Here is a 25,617-nt window from a genome sequence, read left to right as displayed (position 1 = left end):
AGGATGGATTACTATATAATCATATCTTGTGAGAACGTTGCGATCCACTAGCTCAGTTGGTAGAGCACCTGACTTTTAATCAGGGTGTCGATGGTTCGAGCCCATCGTGGGTCACCATTTCTGGCCCGTTGGTCAAGCGGTCAAGACACCGCCCTTTCACGGCGATAACGGGGGTTCGATTCCCCCACGGGTCACCAAATTACGGGGGATTAGCTCAGCTGGGAGAGCGCCTGCCTTACAAGCAGGATGTCGGCGGTTCGATCCCGTCATCCCCCACCATTTCTTAACGTATCTCCATTTTGCGGCCCAGTAGTTTAGCGGTTAGAATGCCGCCCTGTCACGGCGGAGGTCGTCGGTTCAAATCCGATCTGGGTCGCCATTATCATTATTATGCCTCGGTAGCTCAGTCGGTAGAGCAGAGGACTGAAAATCCTCGTGTCGGCAGTTCGATTCTGCCCTGAGGCACCATCTCCGGTTCACTAGCTCAGTTGGTAGAGCACCTGACTTTTAATCAGGGTGTCCCGCGTTCGAGCCGCGGGTGAGCCACCATTTTCTGGCCCGTTGGTCAAGCGGTCAAGACACCGCCCTTTCACGGCGATAACGGGGGTTCGATTCCCCCACGGGTCACCAAATTACGGGGGATTAGCTCAGCTGGGAGAGCGCCTGCCTTACAAGCAGGATGTCGGCGGTTCGATCCCGTCATCCCCCACCATTTCTTAACGTATCTCCATTTTGCGGCCCAGTAGTTTAGCGGTTAGAATGCCGCCCTGTCACGGCGGAGGTCGTCGGTTCAAATCCGATCTGGGTCGCCATTATCATTATTATGCCTCGGTAGCTCAGTCGGTAGAGCAGAGGACTGAAAATCCTCGTGTCGGCAGTTCGATTCTGCCCTGAGGCACCATCTCCGGTTCACTAGCTCAGTTGGTAGAGCACCTGACTTTTAATCAGGGTGTCCCGCGTTCGAGCCGCGGGTGAGCCACCATTTTCTGGCCCGTTGGTCAAGCGGTCAAGACACCGCCCTTTCACGGCGATAACGGGGGTTCGATTCCCCCACGGGTCACCAAATTACGGGGGATTAGCTCAGCTGGGAGAGCGCCTGCCTTACAAGCAGGATGTCGGCGGTTCGATCCCGTCATCCCCCACCATCGTAATAATTAACCTCATGCTTACATAAGCATGAGGTTTTTTGATATATTAAAAAATATGTCAGAATAAGCAGGAATTTGTCAAAATAAAACGAATTTACAATATAAGGATTCATAAGGAGGAGATCTTTTTTTTTGAGGAAAAATCAAAAAAGACGAAGGTATTTGTAGGATGATCTAGAATAATAGAGTATAAACATGAATTTTTAGACTTATCTAAAAATGGAGGGGAAATATGAATAAGAAACGCTTTTCTATTATTATGCAGCTTTCCAGTATATTCATTATAGTCATCGGTCTTTTATTATCAGTTTTAGGATATGTGATTTATCATTTTAAGAATAGTGGAGAGGCAACTGGAACGTTAGTCACGCACACTGCAGTACAATTGAATACTGTAAAAAGTGCTCGTTTACAGTTTACTGAAGCTCTTTTAGATATGCGAGGTTTTCTATTTTATCCTGATGGTGCCAATATATATGAACAAGGATATCATACAAAAATTAAAAAAAGCAGTGAATTGGCCCATAAATATAATGATAACTCAACCCTGGGGGATGCTAAAAATTCTGGAGCTAAATTAGCTAAATTGGTTGATGATTATATTGTTTTAGGTGATAAAGTCATTGCTGCCAAAAAGAATAATGACCCTAATTTGAACCAATTGACAACTGAAGGACGACAACTTGTTCAGGCCATTACAGCTCAGTTTGTTGAAGTTGATGACTTGCAGCAAAAGTACATGGATGATAGAGGAATATTTCTTTCTGATAATGCAAAGAGCGAGACCAATACAGCAATCATCGTTAGCAGCGTTATTTCAGTCGCAGTTATTTTATTAGTGATTTGGTATAGCAGAAGTATAACTCGGCGTTTAAAAAATATCAGTACAGAATTGGCAGTGGTGGGAAGCCTCACACTAAACGGTGAAGATTTACATCCTCTTATGAATGATGAAATTGGCGATATGGGTACAATTATTATTAACATGAAGAAAGCCCTTAATGATATTGTTTTGCAGATTGCAGATGGTAGTCAGACGCTGACATCAGCGAGTGAGGGTCTTAGTCATTCTGTTAGTGAACAATTAAAGGCTGTAGAAACTGTTGCAGAAAGTGTAACTGCCATCGCAGCAGGTTCATCCCAAAATGCAGATAATATTAGTCATATTTCTGCGACCATTCAAGAAATATCAGCAAGTTCTGAAGAAATCAATGCGAGTACTGCCGAAGTTAATATTAGTACTCAAAATGCCGTTGCGGAAGCCGCTAAAGGCATGGATATGTTAATTGAGTCTGTGGCACAAAATGAATCCATTAGTCGATCTATGAATGAGATTACTGCTGTTACAGGAAAATTAGACCAAGGATCGGAAAAAATCAAAGGCATTGTAGATTTAATTAATAGTATTGCTGGACAAACTAATCTTCTGGCACTAAATGCAGCGATTGAGGCAGCACGTGCAGGCGAAGCTGGTCGTGGTTTTGCGGTGGTGGCAGAAGAAGTTCGCAAATTAGCCGAGCAAAGCGCTAGTGCCACACGTGATATTACACTGATCATTAATGATATGAGTGCTGAGATCAATTTTGCTGTTAAGACAGTGCAGCAGGCGAATCGTGAAGTGGATAAAGGTAAAGAAGTAACCATTGCTACACAAAAAGGTTTTGATGTTATTATGGAAAAAATGAGTCGTGTAAAAAGTGGTATTGAACACATTGCAAATGCTGTGAGCGAAACGACTCAAGGTATTCAAACAATGGTTGATAGTGTCGAGAATATTAGCACTGTTGCCTATGCAACTTCGTCAAGTGCTGAAACTGTAGCTGCTTCAGCAGAAGAGCAGACAGCTGGTATGCATGAGATTGACACCAATGCTGCGAGCCTTAGTGGTTTAGCGGCTGGAATGATGGAAGTGGTTAAAAGGTTCAAAGTATAAAGATCATTAATACGATCTTTTAGAATGAAAACTGGGAGGGCAGCGCTGATTTAGCCAAGCCTTCTCAGTTTTCAATTAAAAAAATATGTTAATTTTTTACAAAAGTGCTAAAAGGACAAAAAATACCATTTTATTGGAAGGAAATTTTTGTTACATTAGCGAAAGGTAATAAATGTAAAACGATCAAAATTGTCTTGTTATATGGGGAAAGGGGTTGCTATGAACGTTGGGGTATCATGAATTTGGTAATGCCAAAGAATATAATGATATGGGTCAAGAACTAATTGGCTATAAATCAACAGACGCAATGCAAGAATCACGATCCATTTTACAAGGGACACTTGATGCAGTTGTTGATGGTATTATTATATTTGATTACAAAGGGGATATTTCTTACTATAATCGTAAGTTCATTGAAATGTGGGATGTTGGGGAAAAAATTTTACAAATAAAAAACCAAGGTAGTTTACTTATTTTGCTAGTGGAGAAAATTAAGAATCCTGAGATTTATCTCGAAAAGGAAAGTACACTTTATACTCAACCAGAACGAGAATGTCATGATATCTTTGAATTTGTGGATGGAAGATATTTTGAGGCTTATTCAAAACCGCAATGTATTGGTAACCGGATTGTCGGTAGAGTGTTGAGTTTTCGTGATATTACAGAAGGTAAAAGATTAGAAAAAGAAATGACTCATCTTGAAAGATTAAATTTAATTGGTAAAATGGCTGCTGGTATTGGTCATGAAGTGAGAAATCCCATGACAACTATTAGAGGTTTTTTACAAATGTTAATTAAGAAAAAAGATTGCCTTAAATATTGGGAATATTATGAATTAATGATTGCCGAATTAGATCGCGCCAATTCAATTATTTCAGATTTTTTGTCAGTCGCTAAAGAAAAATCAAGCTGTTGGAAGTTAGAGAGTATTAATAGGATCATTGAATCACTAATGCCACTCATTGAAGCCGATGCGATTGTAGGAAATAATTATATTAAAGTTGAGTTGGGAGAGATTTCTGAAATTATTTTAGATGATAGAGAAATCCGGCAACTGATTCTTAATTTAGTACGTAATGGTTTGGATTCGATGGCACCAGGAACCTATCTGACGATCAAGACTTATATGGAGAACCATCAGATTATCTTATCAATCAAGGATCAAGGTACTGGAATTGTACCTGAAGTTCTCAAAAGAATGGGGACTCCTTTCTTTACGACAAAGGAAAAGGGGACAGGACTTGGAATTGCCATATCTTATAGTATTGCCGCTCGCCATCAAGCTACGATTAATATAGAAACCAGTGATCAAGGGACTACTTTTTTTATTCGATTTAATTCTCTAAATTTGATTACACCTTGTGTGCCTCAAAATAATAAAGATATGCTTTAAATAGGATATTATCGATCGATATCCTCCTCAAAGTATGTTTCATATGATATAATGTAAAGAAATACCATCAGGGAGAATATATATGAAAACTAAGTATTTTTCAAACTCCGGTGAAGAAACATTAGAAGAATTAAAAGTGAATGTGAACAAATGGATAGCCACTCGTAAGAATATCCAGGTTATTGAAATGAAAGTAAGTGGCCCATCAAAGACGACTCCGCCTGAATTTTTTATTCGTCTCTCTTATGATGATAAAATGCCACCACGGGTAACAATTGCTGCTGCCCCACCAGTCGCTAAGCGTCGGTAATAATCTCATCCTTGATTTATGTATATTTTCATGATATAATAATAAACGTTGAGATAATGACAGTGATGTAAAAACTACTATCTCATTTATAGTGCGGGTGTAGCTCAGTGGTAGAGTACCGGCTTCCCAAGCCGTGGGTCGAGAGTTCGAATCTCTTCACCCGCTCCAGTAAATTCAACGGTTCTAGCGTAATGCTAGAGCCGTTTTTTGTCGTTCATAGATAAATTGAACCAATGTTGAACCAATAGTAATAATAAAGGTGTTGTGTAGGCACATTAAATTTCAATGATAATGCTGTAGTGGTTTTTGTTGTGAGTCTTGGTTAGCAATGAACTTGCCAGAAGGTCTGTAGAGGGAATAAAAACGCAGGCATAATGGTTTGCTTAAACAAAAGAATAAAACCTCACCACGGGGCTATTAGAGCGGTTAAAATTGATTTTAGGCTAAATGCATTTGTTGAACATAGTGAATCTATGTATTTAGTGGCAGTTGACAGTGAATTACCTAGAAAAATCCTTGCTATCAACGTGAGGGCTTAGTATAATACAAGTGAGAGGTGAGTTTATGAAAATCAACGACAGGATATTCTGGGCTAATACTAAGGCTTTACGCGAAGAAAGAGGATGGACACAACCAGAGATTAGTGAAAAGCTTGGGATTAATCATAGAAGTTATAATAATCTAGAGCGTGGGTTTGCAAGTAAAATGCCAAAAGACTTAGCAAAGAAAATTGCTGACTTATTTGAAACGTCTATTGAAGCATTATCGACAGGTGAAGAACCAGAGCCATTGGTTGACCCTGAAATAGTGAATTTCTGGAAGAACGCTAAAGCTCGTAGAGAATCACTGGAGTTGTCACAAGCAACTGTTGCAGAGCGTATGGGGATGAGTCCGCAGGGATACCAGACAAAAGAGATTGGGAAGGCTTCTAGATTACCTAATAGTCTGGCTTTGAAGGTAGCGGAAGCTTTGGAATGTTCCGTGGAGGAACTTTGGGGGAATAAGAGTAAGTCTGTTAATGTAGTGTCAAATGTAAATCAAGAATTGGTTGTTGATAGTATTACAGAACAACCTAAAGAGACCGTAATCTCTTCTGGTAACTCGTTGTATGATATGAGTCATTTGGATGAACCTATTCAAAAATTTATAAGCGATAAAGAAAATGCAGATATAATTACGAAGAATATAAAAGACTTGATAGTTCAACAATGGATGAACAAAGGTAAATAAAATCTACAACGAAATACAATGCAAGGTGATGCGAGTACAGTGATGTACTTGCATTTTTTTTATGGAACGACTAATAACGCTTAAAATTATAGATTAAAAAGATAAAAACAATGATTGACAGTGTATAATGAAGATGATAACATAGTGATAGAAACAATGAACAACAACGAAAACAAAGTAAACAGGTGAAAACAAGGAGGGCGAAACGATGGAATCAGCATTTTATTCAGTAAAGGAAGCGTCAGTCTATCTAGGTGTGCCAGTATCGCAGGTTTATAATTTGGTTAGAGGCAAGAATTTCCCCATGATCAAAATTGGTCGTCATTATCGAATATCGAAAACAGGCTTAACGGCATGGTCAACCAATTTCGCAGGATAATAATAAAACACAAAGGATGGATGAACATGGAAAATAAATTGAGTACAATCATTGATAAGGCATTTGATGACAGTGGAGTTCATGCCAATTCAGACGAACAGCAAAGGGCTATGCAACTGGCTATAGAATACAGTAACCTGCTGAAATCATACATAGCCCCTGAGCATCACCAGTTATTCATGAACTACACCGATGTTGTCAGCGACTATCATCATGTAGTGGCAAAGGATACCTATAGACAGGGCTTTTTGGATTCTATGGAAATGAGGATTAGCATTGACCTTCACAGGATATAGCACCTAATGGAACGTGAGACGGCAACCTATGCTATCACATTGACATTATACGAGAAATATCACAAGGGGAATCGTGAAGAAATGTCAGCGGAACAGCTAACGAAACATACAAAGGCTATGCTTGAAAGTATCCGAAGAAAAGCAAAATTAAGGCAATGGAAATATCAAGTCATCACTGTTATCTCTGATACTCATTTATCCAAGGGAGGAATCAAGGGAGGTCTGCATGTTCATATGGCATTATATGGCAACCCTTGTTTCACCATTGTATCTGAGATTAAAAAGTATTGGATTAAGAAGAAGTTAGCTAATGTTATCATCTTCAAAAAATGGTATTCAATGAACTGGCTTGATTATTGCAATGGGCAAATTCTAAGGAAATTCTATCAATCCGAAGGTATCGAGAAAATGACAGAGAAGCAACTTATGGAACACCTTTCCAGCACGGTTTTTAAAGAGGGTGTTACAGGTTAAGACCTTATAATCCGCCATTGTTTGCGATAGATCAAACCATAGCCCTATCACAGTACACTTGATAGGGCTACAATACCACTGTATACATAGTACCTTTGCTATATACAGTACACCAGTAGACACCAATGGCTTATACAAAGTTGTATACCTAGTAGGTACTCAATAGCCTACCTCAACAGAGGTAAATGAGATTTAGACTTGTTTACCCCTAGTATCAAAGCATTACCTTGAATTACAGGAGAACTATGGGACATTGCAAGCTAAGTACCTCCACTGATACTAGGGTATAGGTCACTGATTGCCGATGCTGATAACAAGGAGATATTACACAGATTCATAGTATGATAATAGTTTCACACACTACCCGTACCATCGTTGATTCCTTTACTACGCTAAAGCATCGTCAATCCCTTGTATCTGCTAGGTTTTAGAAATATTATACATATGTTATCATGTGTGATACTGGCAATCCACTGAATAACCCTAGACCCTAGATACTGTCTTTGTTGGAAATGATTTACAATGGCAATACATGGGAGTTATAGTTTCCTGTGATGTACTGTTACAATATTGAAGGAGAATGATATTATGTATATTCAAATTACTACTAGATGTAATTTCCACTGTCCGCACTGCTGGCAAGAAGCCAATGAAATAGGCGAAGATATGACAATGGCAACCTTTAGAAAAGCCATAGCACTATCTAAGGGGAATGTCGTACTAGGTGGAGGAGAGCCAACAATTCATCCTAGATTCATGGATATGCTGAGATATGCCAAGGATCACAAACAACGAATAACCGTTATCACCAATGGTAGCATGACAGAAATATCATTGAAACTAGCAAAGATCAAAGGTATCAAGGCTATCCTGAGTCAAGACCAATGGCATGACCCTATAGACCTTGCTGTTATTGATGCCTTTGGTGACAGGGTACAAACAGTAGTGACTTTGAATGATGCAGGTCGTGCCAAGGGATTACCCAACACTGAGATAATGTGTAAATGTGCTATGGTGTGGGTCAAGCCCAATGGTAATATCTATGCATGTGGATGTGAAACGGAATTGCTAGGCACTGTCACAGATAAGTCTATAATTTACCCTGATACAACTAATGGGCTTTATTGTTCCATCTTGGGAAGTTCCATAGAACGAGCCTATAAAGAAACAATGGCAGACCTAGAGGAGCAAAGAGGTAATATGACAGTCGTGGAATACGAAGATATGTCAGGTAGAATTCTATCAGCTAAATATAGTTTTCTTGATGAATGGGAGATTACAAAGAAAGTCCAATGGCTTGATTAATGTAAAGATAGGGCATAGTCTAACGCTACATTGATAATACACTGATAATGGAGATTCATAGCGTAAATCATAGTTGTGTTTTTAATATATTTACAATATGTAGTGGAAGTCTAAGATTCTATATTTACGTTCTGCTATGATTCTGATACAATGTAATTACAGTAGTTAATAATAAAGGGGCGATACATAATGGCAAATATTGCATATATCAGAGTTAGCACCATCGAGCAGAATGAGGGTAGACAAGTAGAGATGATGAAACCCCATAGCATTGACAAGACCTTCACCGAGAAGGCAAGTGGTAAGAACACCGAACGACCTGAGTTGCTTGCAATGATTGACTATGCTAGGCAAGGGGACACTGTATACATTGAGTCATTCAGTAGACTAGCAAGGAACACTGTAGACTTGCTGAATCTCATAGAGACGATGAATGGCAAGGGTATCAAGGTTATTAGCTTGAAGGAGGGCATGGACACCAGTACACCAGCAGGCAAGTTAATGCTAACGATGATAGGGGCAATAGCTACCTTTGAACGTGAGAACATGCTAGAGAGACAGAGGGAAGGCATAGCACTAGCAAAGGCAGAAGGCAAGTACAAGGGTAGACAATCAAAGTCATTACCGAGCAACTTTAGCACCATCTATGGGCAGTACAAGAATCGTGAGATAACAAAAGCTAAGATGGCTGAGTTATGCGATGTATCAAGACCTGTCATGGACAGGCTAATCAAGGAGTACGAGGGAGGTACTGCATCATGTTAACATTTATAATTTTTGCTGTTTTATGGTTTCTTTTGAGTGGTAAGAAGTAACAATATAGTATTGACAATGGTTACTATATTGTAAATACTAGGGGGATTGGTGACTTTGCGTGTACCAAACACCGATTTTCCTAGGAAGTACCCTGCCGTATTGTACCGAGCGACTATGACCACAGAAATTCACAGAAATATAATGCAGAAGAATCAGAAGTATAGCAATGACAACTACTTTAGAAACATAGACACCTAATCAAGCAAGGAGGTAACACATGGCACGAGGGGGAAAGCGTACAGGTGCAGGGAGAAAGTTCACTGGTAGGCAAAGACTGGTCATTTACACCACCGAAGAAGAAACACTGGCGGTAAAGCAACTCATTGAAAACCTTAGATTAGATGTAGAAGAATCAAAGACACCTGTAATGACAAGCACTTTAGAAAGTAAGACACCACTTTCGATAGCTGAGAAGTCAGCATTGTTACTTGAATTAACGAAGGAATTATCTGAGAAATGCCATAGTCGCATAGTAGCATTGAAAGCCGATGGCAAAACCAATAATATCATTGCCGAGATACTGACCACCGAAGGATTCTTGTCAGCCACTAATGAGCCTTGGAATGTAGCTAAGCTAAAGAAATATACTAGGAGTCACTTAGATGTAGCAATGACGGCTACTTTAGAAATGTAGACACCACTTTCAAAGGATGGTAATGATGGCAACAAAGAAGAAAAGCCGTTGTAATGGCGAAGGTTCGATAGATAAGGTAATTCATAAGAAAACCAATGTAAAAGGCGAAGAATATGAACTAGAATACTATGTAGCAAGAATAATGATTGATGGTCAAAGATTTTCCAAGACCCATAAATTACAAAGGGTTGTATCAGCGTGGTTACTGGAAAAACGCAATGAAGCAAACAATGGTTTACAGCTAGATAAAAGTAAGATGAAGTTTAGGGACTTTGCTAATATATGGTTAGCTGACAAAACCACAGAAGGTAAAGCACATACAACGCTAACCGCATGGAAGTTATATTTAGACAAGCACATATTACCGTCATTAGGCAATGTTATACTAAAAGACTTAACAACAACAATGATTAATAAGTTTTATGCTGAGAAATTAGGCACAAACTCACAAAAGAAACAAGCTGGAATCACTAGTGAAAGCACTTTAATAAGTCCTAACACAGTAATACATTTTCATAGAATAATTTGCAATATTCTGAATCACGCAGTAAAGCAAAGGCTCATAGGTTATAATCCTTCACTGGCATGTAGTAAACCTAAAGCAGTAAAACCAGATATAGAAATTTTGACAGTTGATGAAGTATTGAAAGTCTTAGAGATAGCAAGCAAACACAACATAAAAAAGGATGGCACTGTTAACCACAATATAAATCCAAGCTATTACCCTGCTTTACTTGTTGATGTATACACAGGATTACGAAGGTCTGAACTGATGGGGTTAAAGTGGAAGTATGTTAATTTAGATGATGGCATATTGACCATTGCTGAAACTCTGTTACAAAGTACCGACAATAAAATTTATCAGAATCAAGGCACAAAGTCCGATGCAGGCAAAAGAACTATAGATATACCTTTGCATGTCGCAGAAGTCCTCCGTAAACACAAGGAGTATATCGGTGATACGGAGTATGTCTTTTGCAACAGGGCGGGGCAAAGACCAGACCCTCATAACTTCTATAGATTTTTCAAAAGACTACTAGAGAAAGCAGGGATAACGAAGAATATTCGGTTACATGATATTCGTCATGGCAATGTTAGCATGTTGGCAATGATGGGCATGAACGTAAATGATATATCTAGTAGAATTGGTCATTCAAACACTTCATTCACTATGGATACTTATGCTCATGTTTTTGCAACAACTGACCGACAGGCATCAAACAAACTATCTGAATTGCTACATAAACCAATAGAAAATGTTGTGCCAATGTTAAACCAATGAAACCAGTATTAACGAAGAATACTATGAATTATAGGCATTAACCGCTAATACCATAAATTCCCTGTAGTGCTAAGAATGTAGATATATCAGGGATTGGCAACGTATATCAAGGGTATAAGTTAATGGTAAAATGTGGGTAAATTTATGACCATACACATTCCCAAGCCGTGGGTCGAGAGTTCGAATCTCTTCACCCGCTCCAGTGAATTCAGGCCTTTCGATTAAGTTCGGAAGGCTTTTTTGACGTTTGTGGAGGATAATGATTAAAAATCAGAATATATTGTGACTATAAAAATTGCTAAGAATAGAAACTTTATCTTCCCAATTCGTGGGTCGAGAGTTCGAATCTTTTCACCCGCTCCAGTAAATTAAAGCCTTCGCAGGGTATGCGAAGGCTTTTTTAGTATTTTATATGTTATGATGCTTATTCGCCTTTAAAATTTGCTGGGCGTTTTTCTAAAAATGCAGTAATCGCTTCTTCATAATCATGGCTATCATAAACCTTTCTTCGCATCCCCTGGACTCGTTCAAAAGCGGATGGAGTGATGGAATATGCTTTTGACAAAACACGGAACTGTTCTTTAATTACTTCAATCGATAAAATCGAGCGCGTGCTAATTGTAGCAGCTAAATTTAATGTAAAAGGGAGAAGTTCTTCTTCTGCTACTAAATGGTTGATAATACCTACATTTAAAGCCCGCTCCGCAGGTACTAATTCAGCAGTAAAAAACATCTCTTTAGCAATATTAATCGGTAAACGATTCATAAAGTGTAAAATGCCTGTAGAGTTATATGGAACTCCAAGTTTAGCAGGAGTCATGGCAAACTCAGCCGTATTATCGGCGATTACCATATCACAAGTCATTATTAAATCGCAGGCACCACCCCAGACACTGCCGTGTACCATTGCAATAACCGGACCTGGGTATTCTTCTACAGCCCGTAAAAGTACCTCAAGTGAATCGTAATAACTTAAAGGATCTCTCATGGTTAACGGTAATTCTTTAACATCATGACCTGCGGACCATACCTTAGATCCATCGGGAGCACGCAAAATAACGATATGTATCTTCTGTTTTTGAAAATTATTAAGTGCTTCAATAATATCATCGACGAGCTTTGCACTTAATGCGTTTAGTTTATGGGTATTATCTAGAGTAATAATACCTATTTTTCCTGAGATTTCTACCTTGACTAATGACATAATCAATCCTCCTAAATTAGTATAACTTATAAAACTATTGTATTACTTAGTTACGATAGGGCCTTAGAAAACTCTCTACTTATCGATCTGCCAATAAGGCACCACAGTGGGTTATATCTTATCCTGTGAGAATGTTATAAATACAGTATAATGAATACATATACTTTTATCTTTATTATATTCCTGTTTTGAAAATAATTGAAATATTGAATAATCATGATATGATAACCATAGGTTATGATTATAATGATATCTGTATGATGAGATTATGGGGAAGTGATTATCTTGAAACAATCAGAGATAGTAGTTTGGGCATTAATTGCCTAGGCAAAAGAACGGCGAAATGAAGAAAAACGCTGGAAGGCTTTTTAGATTTAGGAAGGAAATATCTAAGTATTTGAAAGTAATTACTGGTGAAGACGCTGATGTTAAAGCATTATAAGATATAGCATTATAAACATGATAATAGGTACTTACAATCATCTGATGACTGATATATAATATATAAGATATGGAATTTAAATCTTATTGTATAATTAAATGGAAATAGAGTAATACATTTCAAGGATATTATTTCTTTTTAGCGAATATAATTATTCAAGAAATTCAAGGATTTTTTATAGAATGAGTCGAAGAGACGTAGTTACTCGGCTTCTCATAGTTTTAATAATGCGGTATGAAATAGCCTATATAGGGATGGTCAAAAAATATGAGATTTACAGAATTTCATGTAACAATAGAAGGGGGTTCTTGAAAATTTATGAAATTAAAGTCATTGGAAACATTATCAATAAGGGCTAAGGTGTTATTCGTTACACTATCTTTACTAATCGTGACTACCGTTTTAGTTAGTGGGATACAAATGTATATTGTGTATAATGATGTAAATAATAACGCGCAGGAGAACTTGAAAAATGAGGCCGGACAAGTGGCCAATCATTTAAATCTCTGGATATCGTCGCTACAGAATCTAGGACAGGCTGTTACTAAACAACAGGGAATAAAATATGGTACATTTGAACAACGCCAGACATTACTGGAAAATTTCTTTTCGAGTATGCCGGGATGCGATGCGTTTATGCTTCTGGATAAAGATGGTATTGTTCTTAACAGGTATCCTTATGATGCCAAGCGAATTGGTGCTAGCAATGCTAGTAATGATTACTATAAAAAAGTCATAGCAACAGGACAACCTCAGTTTGGTGATATTTCAATAAGTAAAGTTTCTGGCAAACCGATTGCTATTGCATCTTATCCAGTAAAAGATGATAATGGTCAAATCGTAGCAGTTCTAATACAATCATTAAATTTTGATTATATCCAAGGAATTTTGAAAAATATCAATATTGGTACCGACGGTATTATCACGATTATTGATTCTAGCAATAAAATGATATACCACTCCGACGATGCTTCTGTCGGGCAACCGGCTCCTGATGCGATTTTAAGTCTACTTAGCAACTCTGCCGCTGCTATTGTTGAATACAAAAGTTCAAACGGTTTGAAATTCTATGGCACGGTTGGAAAAATTTCCGGTACGACATGGAATGTTGGCATTGCCCTTCCATACAATGAAGTAATGAAACCATTTCTATCTAGTCTAAAAGCTGGTTTCTTCATGTTACCGGTTATATTGATATTCGTATCTTTTTTAATTTGGTGGATACTAACAAAAATGCTGCGCCCTATTCCCATCATATCTAATCAACTTGTTGAGATCGCAAAGGGACGATTAAATATGGATACCATTCATGTTGACAGCAAAGATGAACTTGGCCAATTAAGCGTAGCCACTAATCAGATGGTTGATAGTTTACGCACTCTTATTAAGCAGGTCGTTCAAACTGTAGAACAGGTAGCTGCATCCTCCGAAGAACTGACTGCTAGCGCTGAACAGTCAGCACAAGCGGCTAATCAGGTGGCTAACTCCGTTACTGGCACATCTAAAGGTGCGGAACAACAATCAGTTGATGTAGAAAAAGCATTAGTATTAGTGGAGAAAATTTCAAAGGGGTTACAACAAGGGAGTAATAATGCCCAAAATACAGTTGATAATGCAAATCGGGGTGTAAGTGCCATCAATGAAGGAAATAAGGCGATTGGTCTCGCGATGGATCAGATGAATCATATTCAGCAAACTGTAGAAAATTCCACGCAGGCAGTTGCGGAGCTTGGCGAGCATTCTAAAGAAATTGGACAAATTGTGGACACTATTTCTGGCATTGCTGGACAAACAAATCTATTGGCGCTGAACGCGGCTATTGAAGCAGCAAGGGCTGGTGAACAAGGCAGGGGGTTTGCAGTAGTCGCTGAGGAAGTACGAAAACTCGCCGAACAATCGGCAGAGGCCACGAAGAAAATTGCATTGATTATCAGCGAAATACAAGGAAAAACTGATGTGGCGGTCACAGCGATGGCAAAAGGAACTGATGAAGTAAGACGAGGGACGGAAGTTGTTAGTCAAGCTGGCAAAGTATTTCAGACAATTGACAAGCATATAAGAGCTGTTTCGGTTACTGGGCAGGAAAGTGCAGATGGATTAAACGAACTCGTTCTCTCTGCAAAGGAAGTACTTAAGGCGATACGTGATGTTGCTGAAATTAGCCGACATATATCTAGTCAAACACAGACAATATCGGCTGTGACGGAAGAACAATCAGCCTCGATGGAGGAAATCTCATATTCTAGCCAGCATTTGGCTAAAATTGCGGACAAGTTGCAAGATATGATTAATAAATTTGAAATATAAGAATTCAAGCCTTCCGGCATTTGTCGGAAGGCTTTTTTAGTATTTTATATGCTGCTTGTATGTCATGAGACTTGAATATTAAATCAAAAAATGTAAGGTGAAGAACTAGAATTGAGATTTCAGTATTTGATCTTTATGACCTTAAAATTGATAGAGATAAGCGCTCTAGAACATTTTTATAAGAAAATGAATATTATATCTAAGGTAAAAGGCAAATAAATTTATGAAGGAGAATAAATATGGGTTTCAAAAGAAATGATTTTTCTGAATGTGTAGGATCAGTAAATGTAATATTGGATGACCGAATTGTACTGCAAGGTCAGATTGTAAAAGAAGAGCGCCATCATGACGATCCAATCAATGTTAATGTGGAATTGGAAAATCAAAATGAATTTATTACATTAATATTGAATTGTGAAGCTTTGATTATAAGGGACAATGCTGAATTGAAAATTATCTCTCCCACTCTTTTTGATGAGGGCGATAGGATAAGAATCAATGTTTCTCAAATTGTTGCAATTGGTCCTAGTCATGGATGTCCCGATGATGACGCAACAGCATAACGTAATTAATGCCTTAGTCTGAACCCTATGGTAATTTAAATAAAAGGGGCGCCACACTATTTCGTGTGACAGCCTCTTTTTTGCGTGTGCTGAATAGCGTGATTTAGACCATTGTGAGCACTCTCAGATTGTTCCTTGTATTTGGTTTGTTAATCAATAAAAGGATCTCAGGGTGATTTCTACAATGGTCTTTTATTATGGTGAGAACAGATAGAAAAAAATGGAAATTATTTTATGGTGTTGTCCTATTTCAGGATCACTCAACATATAAATAGGGTAGTACTAAACTCTGCACTTTGTAGTGCGCTATAAAATGATCAGTTTCTATTATAGGACGTTCTAAAAAACACGAGCACTACGATTTTATTTTATCAAGGTGGTGAATTTTCAAATGCAAAAAATGCTTATCGTATTGGTTGCAATGCTAACTGTGATCGGTATACTTACAGGAACTTTCTTCGGTGATGAATCACAGGGAAACGTGGCATATGCATCCAACAAGCTTATAAATGCAGGTGAGCTTGATCATAATTCTACTGAAATGACAAACGGAAATAATGAAAAAAATAAAGCCGAATTTGCGTATGAGATGGCAAAATTTACAGCAAAAATAGTATCTGCTCCACCCACTACTGTTGAAAATTTTAAAGTTGAATTTGTGTATTCAACGGTGCAATTGACAGCAAAAGTAATACCGATGATACCCAGCGACCAAAGAGATGGATTTACATATGAAATAGCACAGATTACAACCCAAATAGTCAGTGATAACAACCTAGATATTGAAAAAGCCAAAGCTGAAATTGCATATAAAATTGCTCAATTCACAACACAAATTATTACTAATGCAGATCACATCATCCCCAATAATAAGATAATTCCTAAAGTATACAATAATCATATTGAGGAAAAATCAAGGATTGTAGTGGATAAATTGAGTACTGATCCAAGCGCAGAGCTTCTCAGAACTAATAGGAATATTGAGGCAAAACCAGTGATTAAAGTGAACAATATCAGTACTGACTCAAGAGCAAAGTTGCCTACAAAAAATACCAACATTGAGGCTCGATCAGCGATCAAAGTCAATAATATCAATACGATTCCCAAAACAATTGTTGATAAAAGTGATATTACTCCGGAAGTATATACAGAACTTATCGACGAGTTGGTGCATGTGGGTGATCGTCGCAATGAGCTAGATCGTAAAGTAAATATTAATGGTGAGATCCGTTATCATTACGCACTAAATAGTGGTTCTAGTCAATGGAATAGGGATTCATCTGGAATTCGTACCTATCTTGGTGCTGACACCACGATTAATAAAGATTGGCGGGCCTATGGTATGTTGGAAGGTCAAAAGAGTTTAGTAAATTATAACAATACATTCAAACTTTCACATCTATATATGGAAGGCCGAGTCGGTACATCAATGGTGAAAGTAGGTTCTTTTGGTTACCTGATGGGGGAAGGAAATATTTATGATAGCAATTTCTCTGGCTTTAGAGTTGATTTTGGAGAACCGTTGAAATACACGCTGAGTTATGGGAAAACGGATTATACGAAAAAAACATATGTAGCAACTGTGCGATATAAGGATTTTGATTACAATCTGGAAACAGGTGTTTATCACTATCAGAGGGATGACAGTGCTCAGAGTCAAAATACAATCTGGAACTTTGGTGGGAACTATAACTTTAGTAATTTTGGTGTGGGGGCTATGGTTTTGGGCTCTAAACTGAAAGATCGTAAAGGAGGCAGTAATGGCTATGTACTTAGTCTTAACTATGGTGAATTAAAAACATATAGACGAGGTACATATGATCTGTATGCAAAATATTACAATCAATCCGTAGGTACTTATATTGCCCATGGAATGAATGGTATAGGTACCTTAATGGAAGGGTTTAAAGGCTGCGGAGTGGGGATGCATTATACGTTTACAAAAAACGTTGTAGGAGGTATAGAATATTACAACCTAACAGACAAAATATCTGGGAAGAAAGGTAAAACTTGGTGGAGCCAATTAACTTGGTACTTTTAAACAAATGGGTAGGTGAAAAGGAATACAAATGGAAAAGTTTGAGGGAATACAAACCGATAAAGGTTTTTTAGCAGTTGTAGGCCTTGGATATGTAGGTTTACCTATTGCTGTTGCTTTTGCTGAGAAAGTCAAAACCCTAGGATTTGATATTAGTCAAGAAAAAATCAATGTGTACAAAAGAGGAATTGATTCTACCAATGAAATTGGCGATGAAAAAATCCAAAGTACAACATTAGAATTTACCACAGATCCAACAAGACTCAAAGAAGCTAACGTTATTATTGTTGCCGTTCCAACACCGATCAATGGAGATAAAACACCGGATTTGGCACATGTTATTAATGCCAGCAAAATGATAGGACAAAACTTATCCAAAGGTAGTATTGTGGTGTTTGAATCTACTGTATATCCAGGTGTTACGGAAGATATTTGTGTACCTATTTTAGAAAAAGAATCAAGTCTGGTATGTGGAAAAGATTTTAAAATCGGTTATTCGCCAGAACGAATTAATCCTGGAGATAAAGTGAATAAGCTTGAAAACATTCGGAAAATCGTTGCGGGTATGGACGAAGAGACGGTGGAAAAAATTGCGGTTATCTACGAACAAATTATTCACGCAGGTGTCTATAAAGCGCCTAGTATTAAAGTAGCTGAAGCGGCGAAATTAGTTGAAAATGCGCAAAGAGATATTAATATTGCTTTTATGAATGAATTAGCAATGGTTTTTGATCGAATGGGAATTAATACAAAAGATGTTGTAGATGCCATGAATACCAAATGGAATGCTTTGGGATTTTATCCAGGATTGGTAGGTGGGCATTGTATTGGTGTTGATCCATATTACTTTATTTATCAAGCCCAGGTACTCGGATATCATTCACAGATTATTGCCGCTGGTAGAAAAATCAATGATGAGGTGGCAATCTTTGTTGCTAACACTGTGATAAAAAAAATGATTCAAGCTGATAAAAATCTAAAGGAATCGAGCATTTATATTATGGGAATTGCCTTCAAAGAAAATTGTCCGGATATGCGCAATTCAAAAGCCGTCGATATTTGTAAACATCTTGCGATCTATGGAATCAAAGTAAAGATTGTAGACCCAGTTGTAGATAAGGCAGAATTCAAAAGCGAATTCGATACGGAGCTTGTCAATATAGAAGATGTCCAAAATGCTGATTGTCTGGTGTTTTTAGTAGCACATCGACAGTTTAAAGAGTTACAACTAGAGGCGTTGGACAGTATGTTCAAACCGCAAAAACAACAAACAAAACATGTCATTATTGATATTAGGAATATATTTGAGCAAAAAGCCATTGAAGAAAAGGGTTATTCCTACTGGAGTCTTTAATCATAAGGGGTGATAGACATGAAAAACAAAAAAATTGGATTATCACTGGCTCTGGTTATATGTGGTTGTCTGATGGGGGTGTTTTTCTTTAAAGATTTCTTTACGCCAAAAATAAATAGCTCACATCCTGCTAGTACCAATGTGTTAAGTTCCTATAATGCGGATGAAGATATTGTGCAAGCTTTAGAGAAAATGAAAAAAAATCAGGAGAAGGCAGGAGTCATTACCCGTAGTAATAGTGGACAGCGCCATATTGCCTTAACTTTTGATGGGCTGGCAGACCCTACTATCGTGCAACAGATTTTGGATCTATTAAAAAAATATAATGCGAAGGCGACATTTTTTGTTGATGGTATGCAGACTGCTGAGGAACCAAAAATAGTTGTAAAAATTAGGGATGAAGGACAAAGAATAGAAAATTATACACTGTTAGGCATGGGTAAAATGGAAAATTTGCCTGTAGAAAGATTGGTCACAGATTTTTGCCGTGCTCAAAAAATTATCAAAATGACCACTGATGAAGATCCAAATCTTTTAAAATGCAATGATACAAAATATACGGATGAATTGCTTCGAGCGGCGAAAGCCTGTGGCTTTAATAAAGTTGTAAAAAACGATGTTTTTTTTAATGTGAAGCAAATAAATGCTCTTACTACAGCGGATGATTTTGTTCGCACGATTAGACCAGGAAGTATTATCTCCGTTAAGCTTAAAAGCAATGTGGAACCAATTGTAAACGAACAGGGAAAAACAGATTTAAGACCGGCAATTGATAAACAGCCTGGTTTAAAAGAACTTTCTAAACAGGTGGAACTGAGCGAAAAAGAGGTCGTTGATGCCGTAGAAAAACTTTTAGTCGGGCTTAAAAAGGCAAATTATACTACCGTCTATGTGGAAGAATTTTCGAAAAATAATATAATTCCAAAGTCACCTAAGACTGCCTTGCTGCAAAATAGCATAAAAAATACGAAAGAAGTTAACGACTCTTCTTTTTTAGTAAAAATAGCAGCTCTTATGCAAAAACAGGTTGTTGATTTGTTTACCTGTCGTACAGCCTATGCGTCAGAGATGATGGATCACAAGGCAAAAGAAATCAAAATGATTTCAACAACAGAACCAGCACTCGCCTATACATTTGGAGGATTATCTAATCAAGTAGTAGTAAAGGATGTACTCGAAAGATTGAATCATCTCGGTATTAAAGGCACGTTCTTTGTAATGGAAACAGAAATCAAAAAGTATCCTCAAACACTGAGAAAAATCATTGAAAATGGGCACGAGATCGGTGTTGGGATAAGACCGAAAGATGGAGAAACCTTTGATGAAACTCAGAGTAATATTATGAACTGCCAAAAGATGCTACAAGAGCAGTTCGGTATAACAACAGACTTAGTAAAACAACCATGGGGCGCCATATCAGATACAACAAAAGAAGTCGTTTTAGCTTTGGGATGTAAGTTGATTGGTCAATCAATCAATGTTGTACAAAGCAAACATAAGGATTATACTTCAGCGGATCAGGTCATTTCAGAAATTTTTGGGAATTTTAGACCTTCTTTATCTCGTGGGCAGATTATACATTTTAGAATGGATTATTATACTCACGACCAATTGATTGGCGATTTACTGGAAACAATCAAACAAAACAAAGTAGATAATATCGCCTATGCAACATCGTATGATAATCCTGCAAAAAATCTAAAAAATGACTCTCAGTATAGACTTAAGCCAGTAGGTGAAATTCTTAATAATACTAAATTTACTTATCAATATCCAATAGATGCGAAAAAGATTCCAGAATCCTTGAGAAATGATAAGTATGGAGTAACTATTGACAAAGCAAATTTCCTAGCCGAAGCTGCTAAGCGTTATATTGGAAACGAGGAAGTTACTTATGAAGATCGCATGCTCGGCTTCTCAAAAATGGAGATTCGCCATCTCGATAAGAGTGGAGTCGTACACACAGATGACAATGTTATTTTCCTTACTTTTGACGATTGGGGAACCGATGCCGCAATCAATAAAATACTATATGTCTTGCGCAAACATAATGTCCGAGGGACATTCTTTATTCTTACGAATCATGTAGTCGATAACCCGAATCTGCTCCGAACAATTGGCATGGAAGGTCATGACATTGGAAGTCATTCTGATAAACATAAGCCAATGGTAGTTCGTGATTTGAAATCAGGTAAGCAAATCAATACTCAAAGTAAAGAAGAATATAGCAAGGACTTTGCCGCCGCATATCAAAAATTGCAAAATATCACAGGAGATGTCATTGTCAATGACAAACTAGCTCTAACCAGATTCTTCCGCCCACCAACGTTGGCAATTAGCAAGATGGGTTTTGAATCCTTGTTTGAAACTGGTTACGAATATATCATTTGCGGTTCGGGAATCACGTATGATTATAAAGCCCAAGACGTTCCTCAACTTGTAAGAACAATGAAAGATGGGGTCTATACAAAAAATGGTGAAGTAAAAAAAGGTACTATTTTAGTTATGCATATGGGAGATAGTTGTATATATACTCCAGTGGCTTTAGATATATTGTTGACTGCAAATGAACTTAAAGAGGATTCTGATCCTTCTAAGTTTAAAGTTGGCAGGTTATCTGATTATTTAATAGATGGATATTCTCAAAGCCATCGCAAACAATCAATGAAATTAAGTAACCATGATAAATTTCCAAAGTAGAGGAAACATCAATAAGTTATAACGAGAGGGATTTATTCTATGCTACTGCTAGCAAGCAGCGTAGAAATGTCAGGAGAGTGGAATGTGAATAAGTTATTTCAACAAGAAATCAAAAAAGAAGATATTTTACTTGTTGCCAAACCTGACCGCAGGCTACTTTCTAAAGTACCTGACAAAGAAGAATTGCGTGGAAATGTGGATAGACGTGGACTAAGGGGTAATGGGGATCCAAAAGATATTTCAAAGCTTATAGAAAATGAAGCAATGGGCAGGCGTTATTTGGTTGATTATGATGTTGTCATCCAATATAGTTGCGTTGGGAAACATGTTAAATGTTCTGGAAGAGTAATTGATATATCAGCTCTTGGTATGTTGCTTCAAGTTTCACCGGAAGTTGCCCACGATTTAAGTCAAGCATCCAAGATTAAACTGAAATTTATCATAGCACCTGGCACTATGCCGGAGGGATATGAGATGAAAGTTAATATTACAGCTAAATATAAGCGTTTTAATAAAAATGAAGGCGGAAAAGTAGTATGCGGTGTAGAGTTTTCAGAATCATTGGTACAGTATGCAAGAAAGAGGAAACATCGCTATATGCTGTTAGTAGGTGCATTTTTCTTATTTATTATTCCTATTTTCATTATTCTAATGAGGGCAGAGAGTGTACTGTATTTTAAATTTAATAAAGTGCTATATATGTATAGTATTATTGCGACGACCTTTTTACTCACCAGATATTTGTTCGCAATTTTTTATCGATCTATTTCAATCGATATAGACTTTACACCAGGCACCACGATTATTATTCCTTGTTTCAATGAAGAACAGTGGATAAAAAAAACGATTTTAGGCTGTATTAATCAACATTATCCGATCGATAAATTGGAAGTGATTGTCGTTGATGATTGCTCTGATGATCAATCTTTTGAAAAAGTTAAAGAAATAATAGAAGAACTTAAAAATAAAGAGAAACGTTATGATCTTGAAAATAGGCTTCATTATGTTCGTCAGGAAAAAAATGCAGGTAAGCGACATGCTTTGGCCAAAGGAGCTTTAATGGCGCGACATGAATTGATTGTGTTTGTTGATTCAGACAGCTTTTTAGATCCCTTTGCCATTCGTAATATCGTCCAGCCCTTCAAGGATACAAAAATGGGTGGCGTTTCGGGTAGAACCGACGTCGCCAACACTTATACTAATGCACTTACGAAAATACAGGCTGTAAGGTATTTTATCGCCTTTCGCATCATGAAAGCGGCAGAAAGCTATTTTGATGCAGTCACATGCTTATCGGGTCCTCTTTCTTGTTACAGAAAAGATTTGGTTATTAACTATATGGATGCGTGGTTAAACCAAAGGTTCTGGGGGGAAAAGGCCACATTTGGTGATGATCGAAGCATGACTAATTTCATATTAAGGGAATATCGTACTGGTTATCAAGATACTGCCATCTGTAATACGATTGTACCCAATACACATCACATCTTTTTAAAACAGCAAATGCGTTGGAAGCGTTCATGGCTTAGAGAATCTCTGATTGCCGCTCGGTTTATGTGGAAAAAAGAACCCTTTATGGCTTTATCTTTTTATATGGGTGTTCTCGTACCCGTCTTAGCACCGTTTATCGTTCTTTATAATATGCTTTATGTTCCAATTGCGCAAAGAGTGTTTCCATTGACATTTATCATCGGTATCTCCTTAATGGCATTGCTGATGAGTATGGCTCAATTGTTTCTTAGAAAAAGTTCAACATGGATTTTTGGGCTATGGTTTTGTCTATATTATGAAGCCGTACTTTTGTGGCAAATGCCGATTGCCTGGTTTACTTTTTGGAAAACTACATGGGGAACACGTATGACTCCGGCAGACCTTGCGGAGCTGTTGAAAAAGAATCGCGGAAAGCATAAGAGGGCATAAGATGATGATATCAAATCAAAAATTTACTGACCGGAAAAATAGAAAAAAATTGATACGTGTAGTGATACAAATAATGATCATCCTTGCAATAATTTTTATCGGAATAGCCGCATTATTCACCCTAAAAAACTATGAGCCATATACAGAGAAAGATGCAAAATTTTCAGGGGATAAAGGATTTGTTTCTCTTGCTTATTTTGGTGTAGAAAGAATAGGCAATCAAAATCTAATCGGAGAAAAACGTTTGCGTGAACATTTGCAGGCACTCAAGGAGATTGGGTATGTAACCATCACACAACAAGATGTTTTAAACTACTATCAATCAGGAAAAAAACTGCCAGAAAAATCATTATTTCTAATTTTTGAAGATGGTAGGAGAGATACAGCTGTTTTTTCGCAAAAAATTTTGGAAGACTTAAATTTTAAAGCAACAATGCTGACATATCCGGAAAAATTTGAAAAAAAAGACCCTAAATTTTTAATGCCTAAAGAACTAATAGAACTTGAAAAAACGACTTTTTGGGAAATGGGTACCAATGGGTATCGACTGGCATTTATTAATGTGTTTGATCGATACAACAATTATTTAGGTGAATTAAGTCCACTGGAACACGCTAGAATTGCCCCTTATTTGGGACGTAAATATAATCATTATGTAATGGATTATATACGTGATGAATATGGTATTCCCAAAGAAAGCAATGCTAAGATGAAAAAACGCATAAGTTATGATTATGAAGTGCTACAAGATATTTATACAAAGTCTATTGGTTATGTCCCTAACATGTATATATTAATGCACTCCAATACAGGAAGCTTCGGTAATAATGATAAAGTAAGTGCTATGAATGAATATTGGATTAAAACACTGTTTAAAATGAATTTCAACAGAGAAGGTTTTTCCTTCAATCAGAGAAACAGCAGTATTTATGATTTAACAAGAATGCAACCACAAGCGTATTGGTACACCAATCATTTGCTGATGCGTATAAAATATGATATCAATCAAGATTTGGAATTTGTCAAAGGCGATTTGGACAAACAAAAAACATGGGAAACTTTGAAAGGCGCAACGGAGATTCAAGGGGAAACCATGATTTTAACCTCTTTGCCTAAAGATAAAGGATTAGTGCGTTTAAAAAATAGCAGTGATTTTGAAGACTTAAAAGCTTCCGTAATCATAAAGGGTAATAAACTTGGTTTACAAAAAATATATTTTAGAGCAGATGAAACTTTAAACAGATTTTTATCCATCTCTATTTTCAACAACATTCTCTATGTTACGGAAAAAACTGACGGTCTTGAAAAAGAATTGTTTAAATTAAACTTAGATAAACATGATGGCAAAGAAAGTCTATCAATCCCCGAAGATAAAAAAGCCGCTGAAATACGAGAACTAGAAACTTTCGTAAAATATGCGGATTCTGCTGAAAAAGCAAAGATTTACGTAGAAAAATTGAAAGATAAAAATCTGGAAAACGCCGTTACAGTGGCAGAAGGCGCGGAGGAATATATACCTGATCTTAGTGTTCATGAGAAAGGTGAACGGATGCTATCAATGTTTCTTAAGGGAGATCAGATTAGTATTATGGTAGATGGCAAAGAGGCTATCAAGGATTTACAAGTATCTGATAGAAAAGCAGGTGCTGTTTATCTTGAAACGGCATGGGGAGGTTACGGCTGGAGTCAAAGGAATTTGGCAGATGATGTATATGATGGTGTATTTGAAAAGTTAGTGATTACTGAAAATACGGGGGCAGAAAAAGAACAAATTTTATTTGATAGTAGAAGGCAAGGCATTGATGCCATCCTATTTAAAGTGAAGCAACTATGGGAAGCTCTAATAAACTGGTTTATTGTAAATTTGTAATTAGCAGGAGGAAGTAAGT

Annotated in this window: 19 protein-coding genes and 14 tRNA genes; 32 read left to right on the top strand and 1 reads right to left on the bottom strand. The window is 37.3% G+C overall.

Annotated elements, in window-relative coordinates:
• Positions 1 to 41 precede the first annotated feature (41 nt).
• The 25 genes from ACAN52_RS15525 to ACAN52_RS15405 all read left to right on the top strand — a co-directional run bounded on the left by ACAN52_RS15525 (position 42) and on the right by ACAN52_RS15405 (position 11,200).
• Positions 42 to 117 (top strand) — tRNA-Lys (locus ACAN52_RS15525).
• A 5-nt stretch (positions 118 to 122) separates the two neighbouring features.
• Positions 123 to 197, top strand: a tRNA-Glu gene (locus ACAN52_RS15520).
• Between the two features lie 6 nt (positions 198 to 203).
• A tRNA-Val gene (locus tag ACAN52_RS15515) sits at positions 204 to 279 on the top strand.
• A gap of 24 nt (positions 280 to 303) precedes the next feature.
• Positions 304 to 379, top strand: a tRNA-Asp gene (locus ACAN52_RS15510).
• 13 nt (positions 380 to 392) lie between these two features.
• Positions 393 to 468 (top strand) — tRNA-Phe (locus ACAN52_RS15505).
• Between the two features lie 5 nt (positions 469 to 473).
• Positions 474 to 549 (top strand) — tRNA-Lys (locus ACAN52_RS15500).
• A gap of 6 nt (positions 550 to 555) precedes the next feature.
• A tRNA-Glu gene (locus ACAN52_RS15495) sits at positions 556 to 630 on the top strand.
• Between the two features lie 6 nt (positions 631 to 636).
• A tRNA-Val gene (locus tag ACAN52_RS15490) sits at positions 637 to 712 on the top strand.
• Between the two features lie 24 nt (positions 713 to 736).
• A tRNA-Asp gene (locus ACAN52_RS15485) sits at positions 737 to 812 on the top strand.
• 13 nt (positions 813 to 825) lie between these two features.
• A tRNA-Phe gene (locus tag ACAN52_RS15480) sits at positions 826 to 901 on the top strand.
• A gap of 5 nt (positions 902 to 906) precedes the next feature.
• A tRNA-Lys gene (locus ACAN52_RS15475) sits at positions 907 to 982 on the top strand.
• 6 nt (positions 983 to 988) lie between these two features.
• Positions 989 to 1,063: transfer RNA gene (locus ACAN52_RS15470), tRNA-Glu, on the top strand.
• Between the two features lie 6 nt (positions 1,064 to 1,069).
• Positions 1,070 to 1,145: transfer RNA gene (locus tag ACAN52_RS15465), tRNA-Val, on the top strand.
• A gap of 235 nt (positions 1,146 to 1,380) precedes the next feature.
• Positions 1,381 to 3,081, top strand: a complete 1,701-nt coding sequence (locus tag ACAN52_RS15460; RefSeq protein ID WP_378955821.1) for a methyl-accepting chemotaxis protein — start codon at positions 1,381 to 1,383, stop codon at positions 3,079 to 3,081.
• 226 nt (positions 3,082 to 3,307) lie between these two features.
• Positions 3,308 to 4,474 (top strand): ATP-binding protein, encoded by a 1,167-nt coding sequence (locus ACAN52_RS15455; RefSeq protein ID WP_378955820.1) that lies wholly within the window; start codon positions 3,308 to 3,310, stop codon positions 4,472 to 4,474.
• An 82-nt stretch (positions 4,475 to 4,556) separates the two neighbouring features.
• Positions 4,557 to 4,784, top strand: coding sequence for a hypothetical protein (locus tag ACAN52_RS15450; protein ID WP_378955819.1), 228 nt, complete (start codon positions 4,557 to 4,559; stop codon positions 4,782 to 4,784).
• Positions 4,785 to 4,877: 93 nt separating this feature from the next.
• Positions 4,878 to 4,952, top strand: a tRNA-Gly gene (locus tag ACAN52_RS15445).
• Positions 4,953 to 5,348: 396 nt separating this feature from the next.
• The gene (locus ACAN52_RS15440) at positions 5,349 to 6,014 is read left to right on the top strand and encodes a helix-turn-helix transcriptional regulator (protein ID WP_378955818.1); all 666 of its coding nucleotides are present in this window, start codon (positions 5,349 to 5,351) and stop codon (positions 6,012 to 6,014) included.
• A 208-nt stretch (positions 6,015 to 6,222) separates the two neighbouring features.
• Positions 6,223 to 6,393 (top strand): helix-turn-helix domain-containing protein, encoded by a 171-nt coding sequence (locus ACAN52_RS15435; protein WP_378955817.1) that lies wholly within the window; start codon positions 6,223 to 6,225, stop codon positions 6,391 to 6,393.
• A gap of 26 nt (positions 6,394 to 6,419) precedes the next feature.
• Complete coding sequence (locus ACAN52_RS15430; RefSeq protein WP_378955816.1) at positions 6,420 to 6,689, top strand: hypothetical protein; 270 nt, start codon at positions 6,420 to 6,422, stop codon at positions 6,687 to 6,689.
• A 6-nt stretch (positions 6,690 to 6,695) separates the two neighbouring features.
• Positions 6,696 to 7,163 (top strand): hypothetical protein, encoded by a 468-nt coding sequence (locus ACAN52_RS15425; protein ID WP_378955815.1) that lies wholly within the window; start codon positions 6,696 to 6,698, stop codon positions 7,161 to 7,163.
• A gap of 588 nt (positions 7,164 to 7,751) precedes the next feature.
• Positions 7,752 to 8,468, top strand: a complete 717-nt coding sequence (locus tag ACAN52_RS15420; RefSeq protein WP_378955814.1) for a radical SAM protein — start codon at positions 7,752 to 7,754, stop codon at positions 8,466 to 8,468.
• 189 nt (positions 8,469 to 8,657) lie between these two features.
• Positions 8,658 to 9,233 (top strand): recombinase family protein, encoded by a 576-nt coding sequence (locus ACAN52_RS15415; RefSeq protein ID WP_378955813.1) that lies wholly within the window; start codon positions 8,658 to 8,660, stop codon positions 9,231 to 9,233.
• Between the two features lie 268 nt (positions 9,234 to 9,501).
• Positions 9,502 to 9,918, top strand: coding sequence for a hypothetical protein (locus tag ACAN52_RS15410; RefSeq protein WP_378955812.1), 417 nt, complete (start codon positions 9,502 to 9,504; stop codon positions 9,916 to 9,918).
• A gap of 25 nt (positions 9,919 to 9,943) precedes the next feature.
• Positions 9,944 to 11,200, top strand: a complete 1,257-nt coding sequence (locus ACAN52_RS15405) for a tyrosine-type recombinase/integrase (protein ID WP_378955811.1) — start codon at positions 9,944 to 9,946, stop codon at positions 11,198 to 11,200.
• Between the two features lie 424 nt (positions 11,201 to 11,624).
• Here the strand turns inward: ACAN52_RS15405 and scpB are convergent, their stop codons facing one another.
• Complete coding sequence (scpB, locus tag ACAN52_RS15400) at positions 11,625 to 12,404, bottom strand: methylmalonyl-CoA decarboxylase (protein WP_378955810.1); 780 nt, start codon at positions 12,402 to 12,404, stop codon at positions 11,625 to 11,627.
• Between the two features lie 760 nt (positions 12,405 to 13,164).
• Between scpB and ACAN52_RS15395 the strand changes: the two genes are divergently transcribed.
• The 7 genes from ACAN52_RS15395 (at position 13,165) to ACAN52_RS15365 (ending at position 25,598) form a co-directional block, all read left to right on the top strand.
• Positions 13,165 to 15,153 (top strand): methyl-accepting chemotaxis protein, encoded by a 1,989-nt coding sequence (locus ACAN52_RS15395; protein WP_378955809.1) that lies wholly within the window; start codon positions 13,165 to 13,167, stop codon positions 15,151 to 15,153.
• Positions 15,154 to 15,392: 239 nt separating this feature from the next.
• Complete coding sequence (locus ACAN52_RS15390; RefSeq protein ID WP_378955807.1) at positions 15,393 to 15,716, top strand: hypothetical protein; 324 nt, start codon at positions 15,393 to 15,395, stop codon at positions 15,714 to 15,716.
• 391 nt (positions 15,717 to 16,107) lie between these two features.
• A complete protein-coding gene (locus ACAN52_RS15385) occupies positions 16,108 to 17,757 on the top strand; it encodes a hypothetical protein (RefSeq protein WP_378955806.1) in 1,650 nt (549 codons plus the stop codon).
• Positions 17,758 to 17,785: 28 nt separating this feature from the next.
• Positions 17,786 to 19,108, top strand: coding sequence for a nucleotide sugar dehydrogenase (locus tag ACAN52_RS15380; RefSeq protein WP_378955805.1), 1,323 nt, complete (start codon positions 17,786 to 17,788; stop codon positions 19,106 to 19,108).
• 18 nt (positions 19,109 to 19,126) lie between these two features.
• A complete protein-coding gene (locus ACAN52_RS15375) occupies positions 19,127 to 21,808 on the top strand; it encodes a polysaccharide deacetylase family protein (RefSeq protein ID WP_378955804.1) in 2,682 nt (893 codons plus the stop codon).
• Between the two features lie 264 nt (positions 21,809 to 22,072).
• Positions 22,073 to 23,728 (top strand): glycosyltransferase, encoded by a 1,656-nt coding sequence (locus tag ACAN52_RS15370; protein ID WP_378955849.1) that lies wholly within the window; start codon positions 22,073 to 22,075, stop codon positions 23,726 to 23,728.
• Position 23,729: 1 nt separating this feature from the next.
• Positions 23,730 to 25,598 (top strand): glycoside hydrolase, encoded by a 1,869-nt coding sequence (locus tag ACAN52_RS15365; RefSeq protein ID WP_378955803.1) that lies wholly within the window; start codon positions 23,730 to 23,732, stop codon positions 25,596 to 25,598.
• Positions 25,599 to 25,617: the final 19 nt, after the last annotated feature.

Source organism: Pelosinus sp. sgz500959, from assembly GCF_042610375.1.
In the GTDB taxonomy this organism is placed as follows: domain Bacteria; phylum Bacillota; class Negativicutes; order DSM-13327; family DSM-13327; genus CTSoil-075.
Note: the sequence above shows the minus strand (reverse complement) of the source record. Positions and strands in the feature narration are given on the sequence as shown.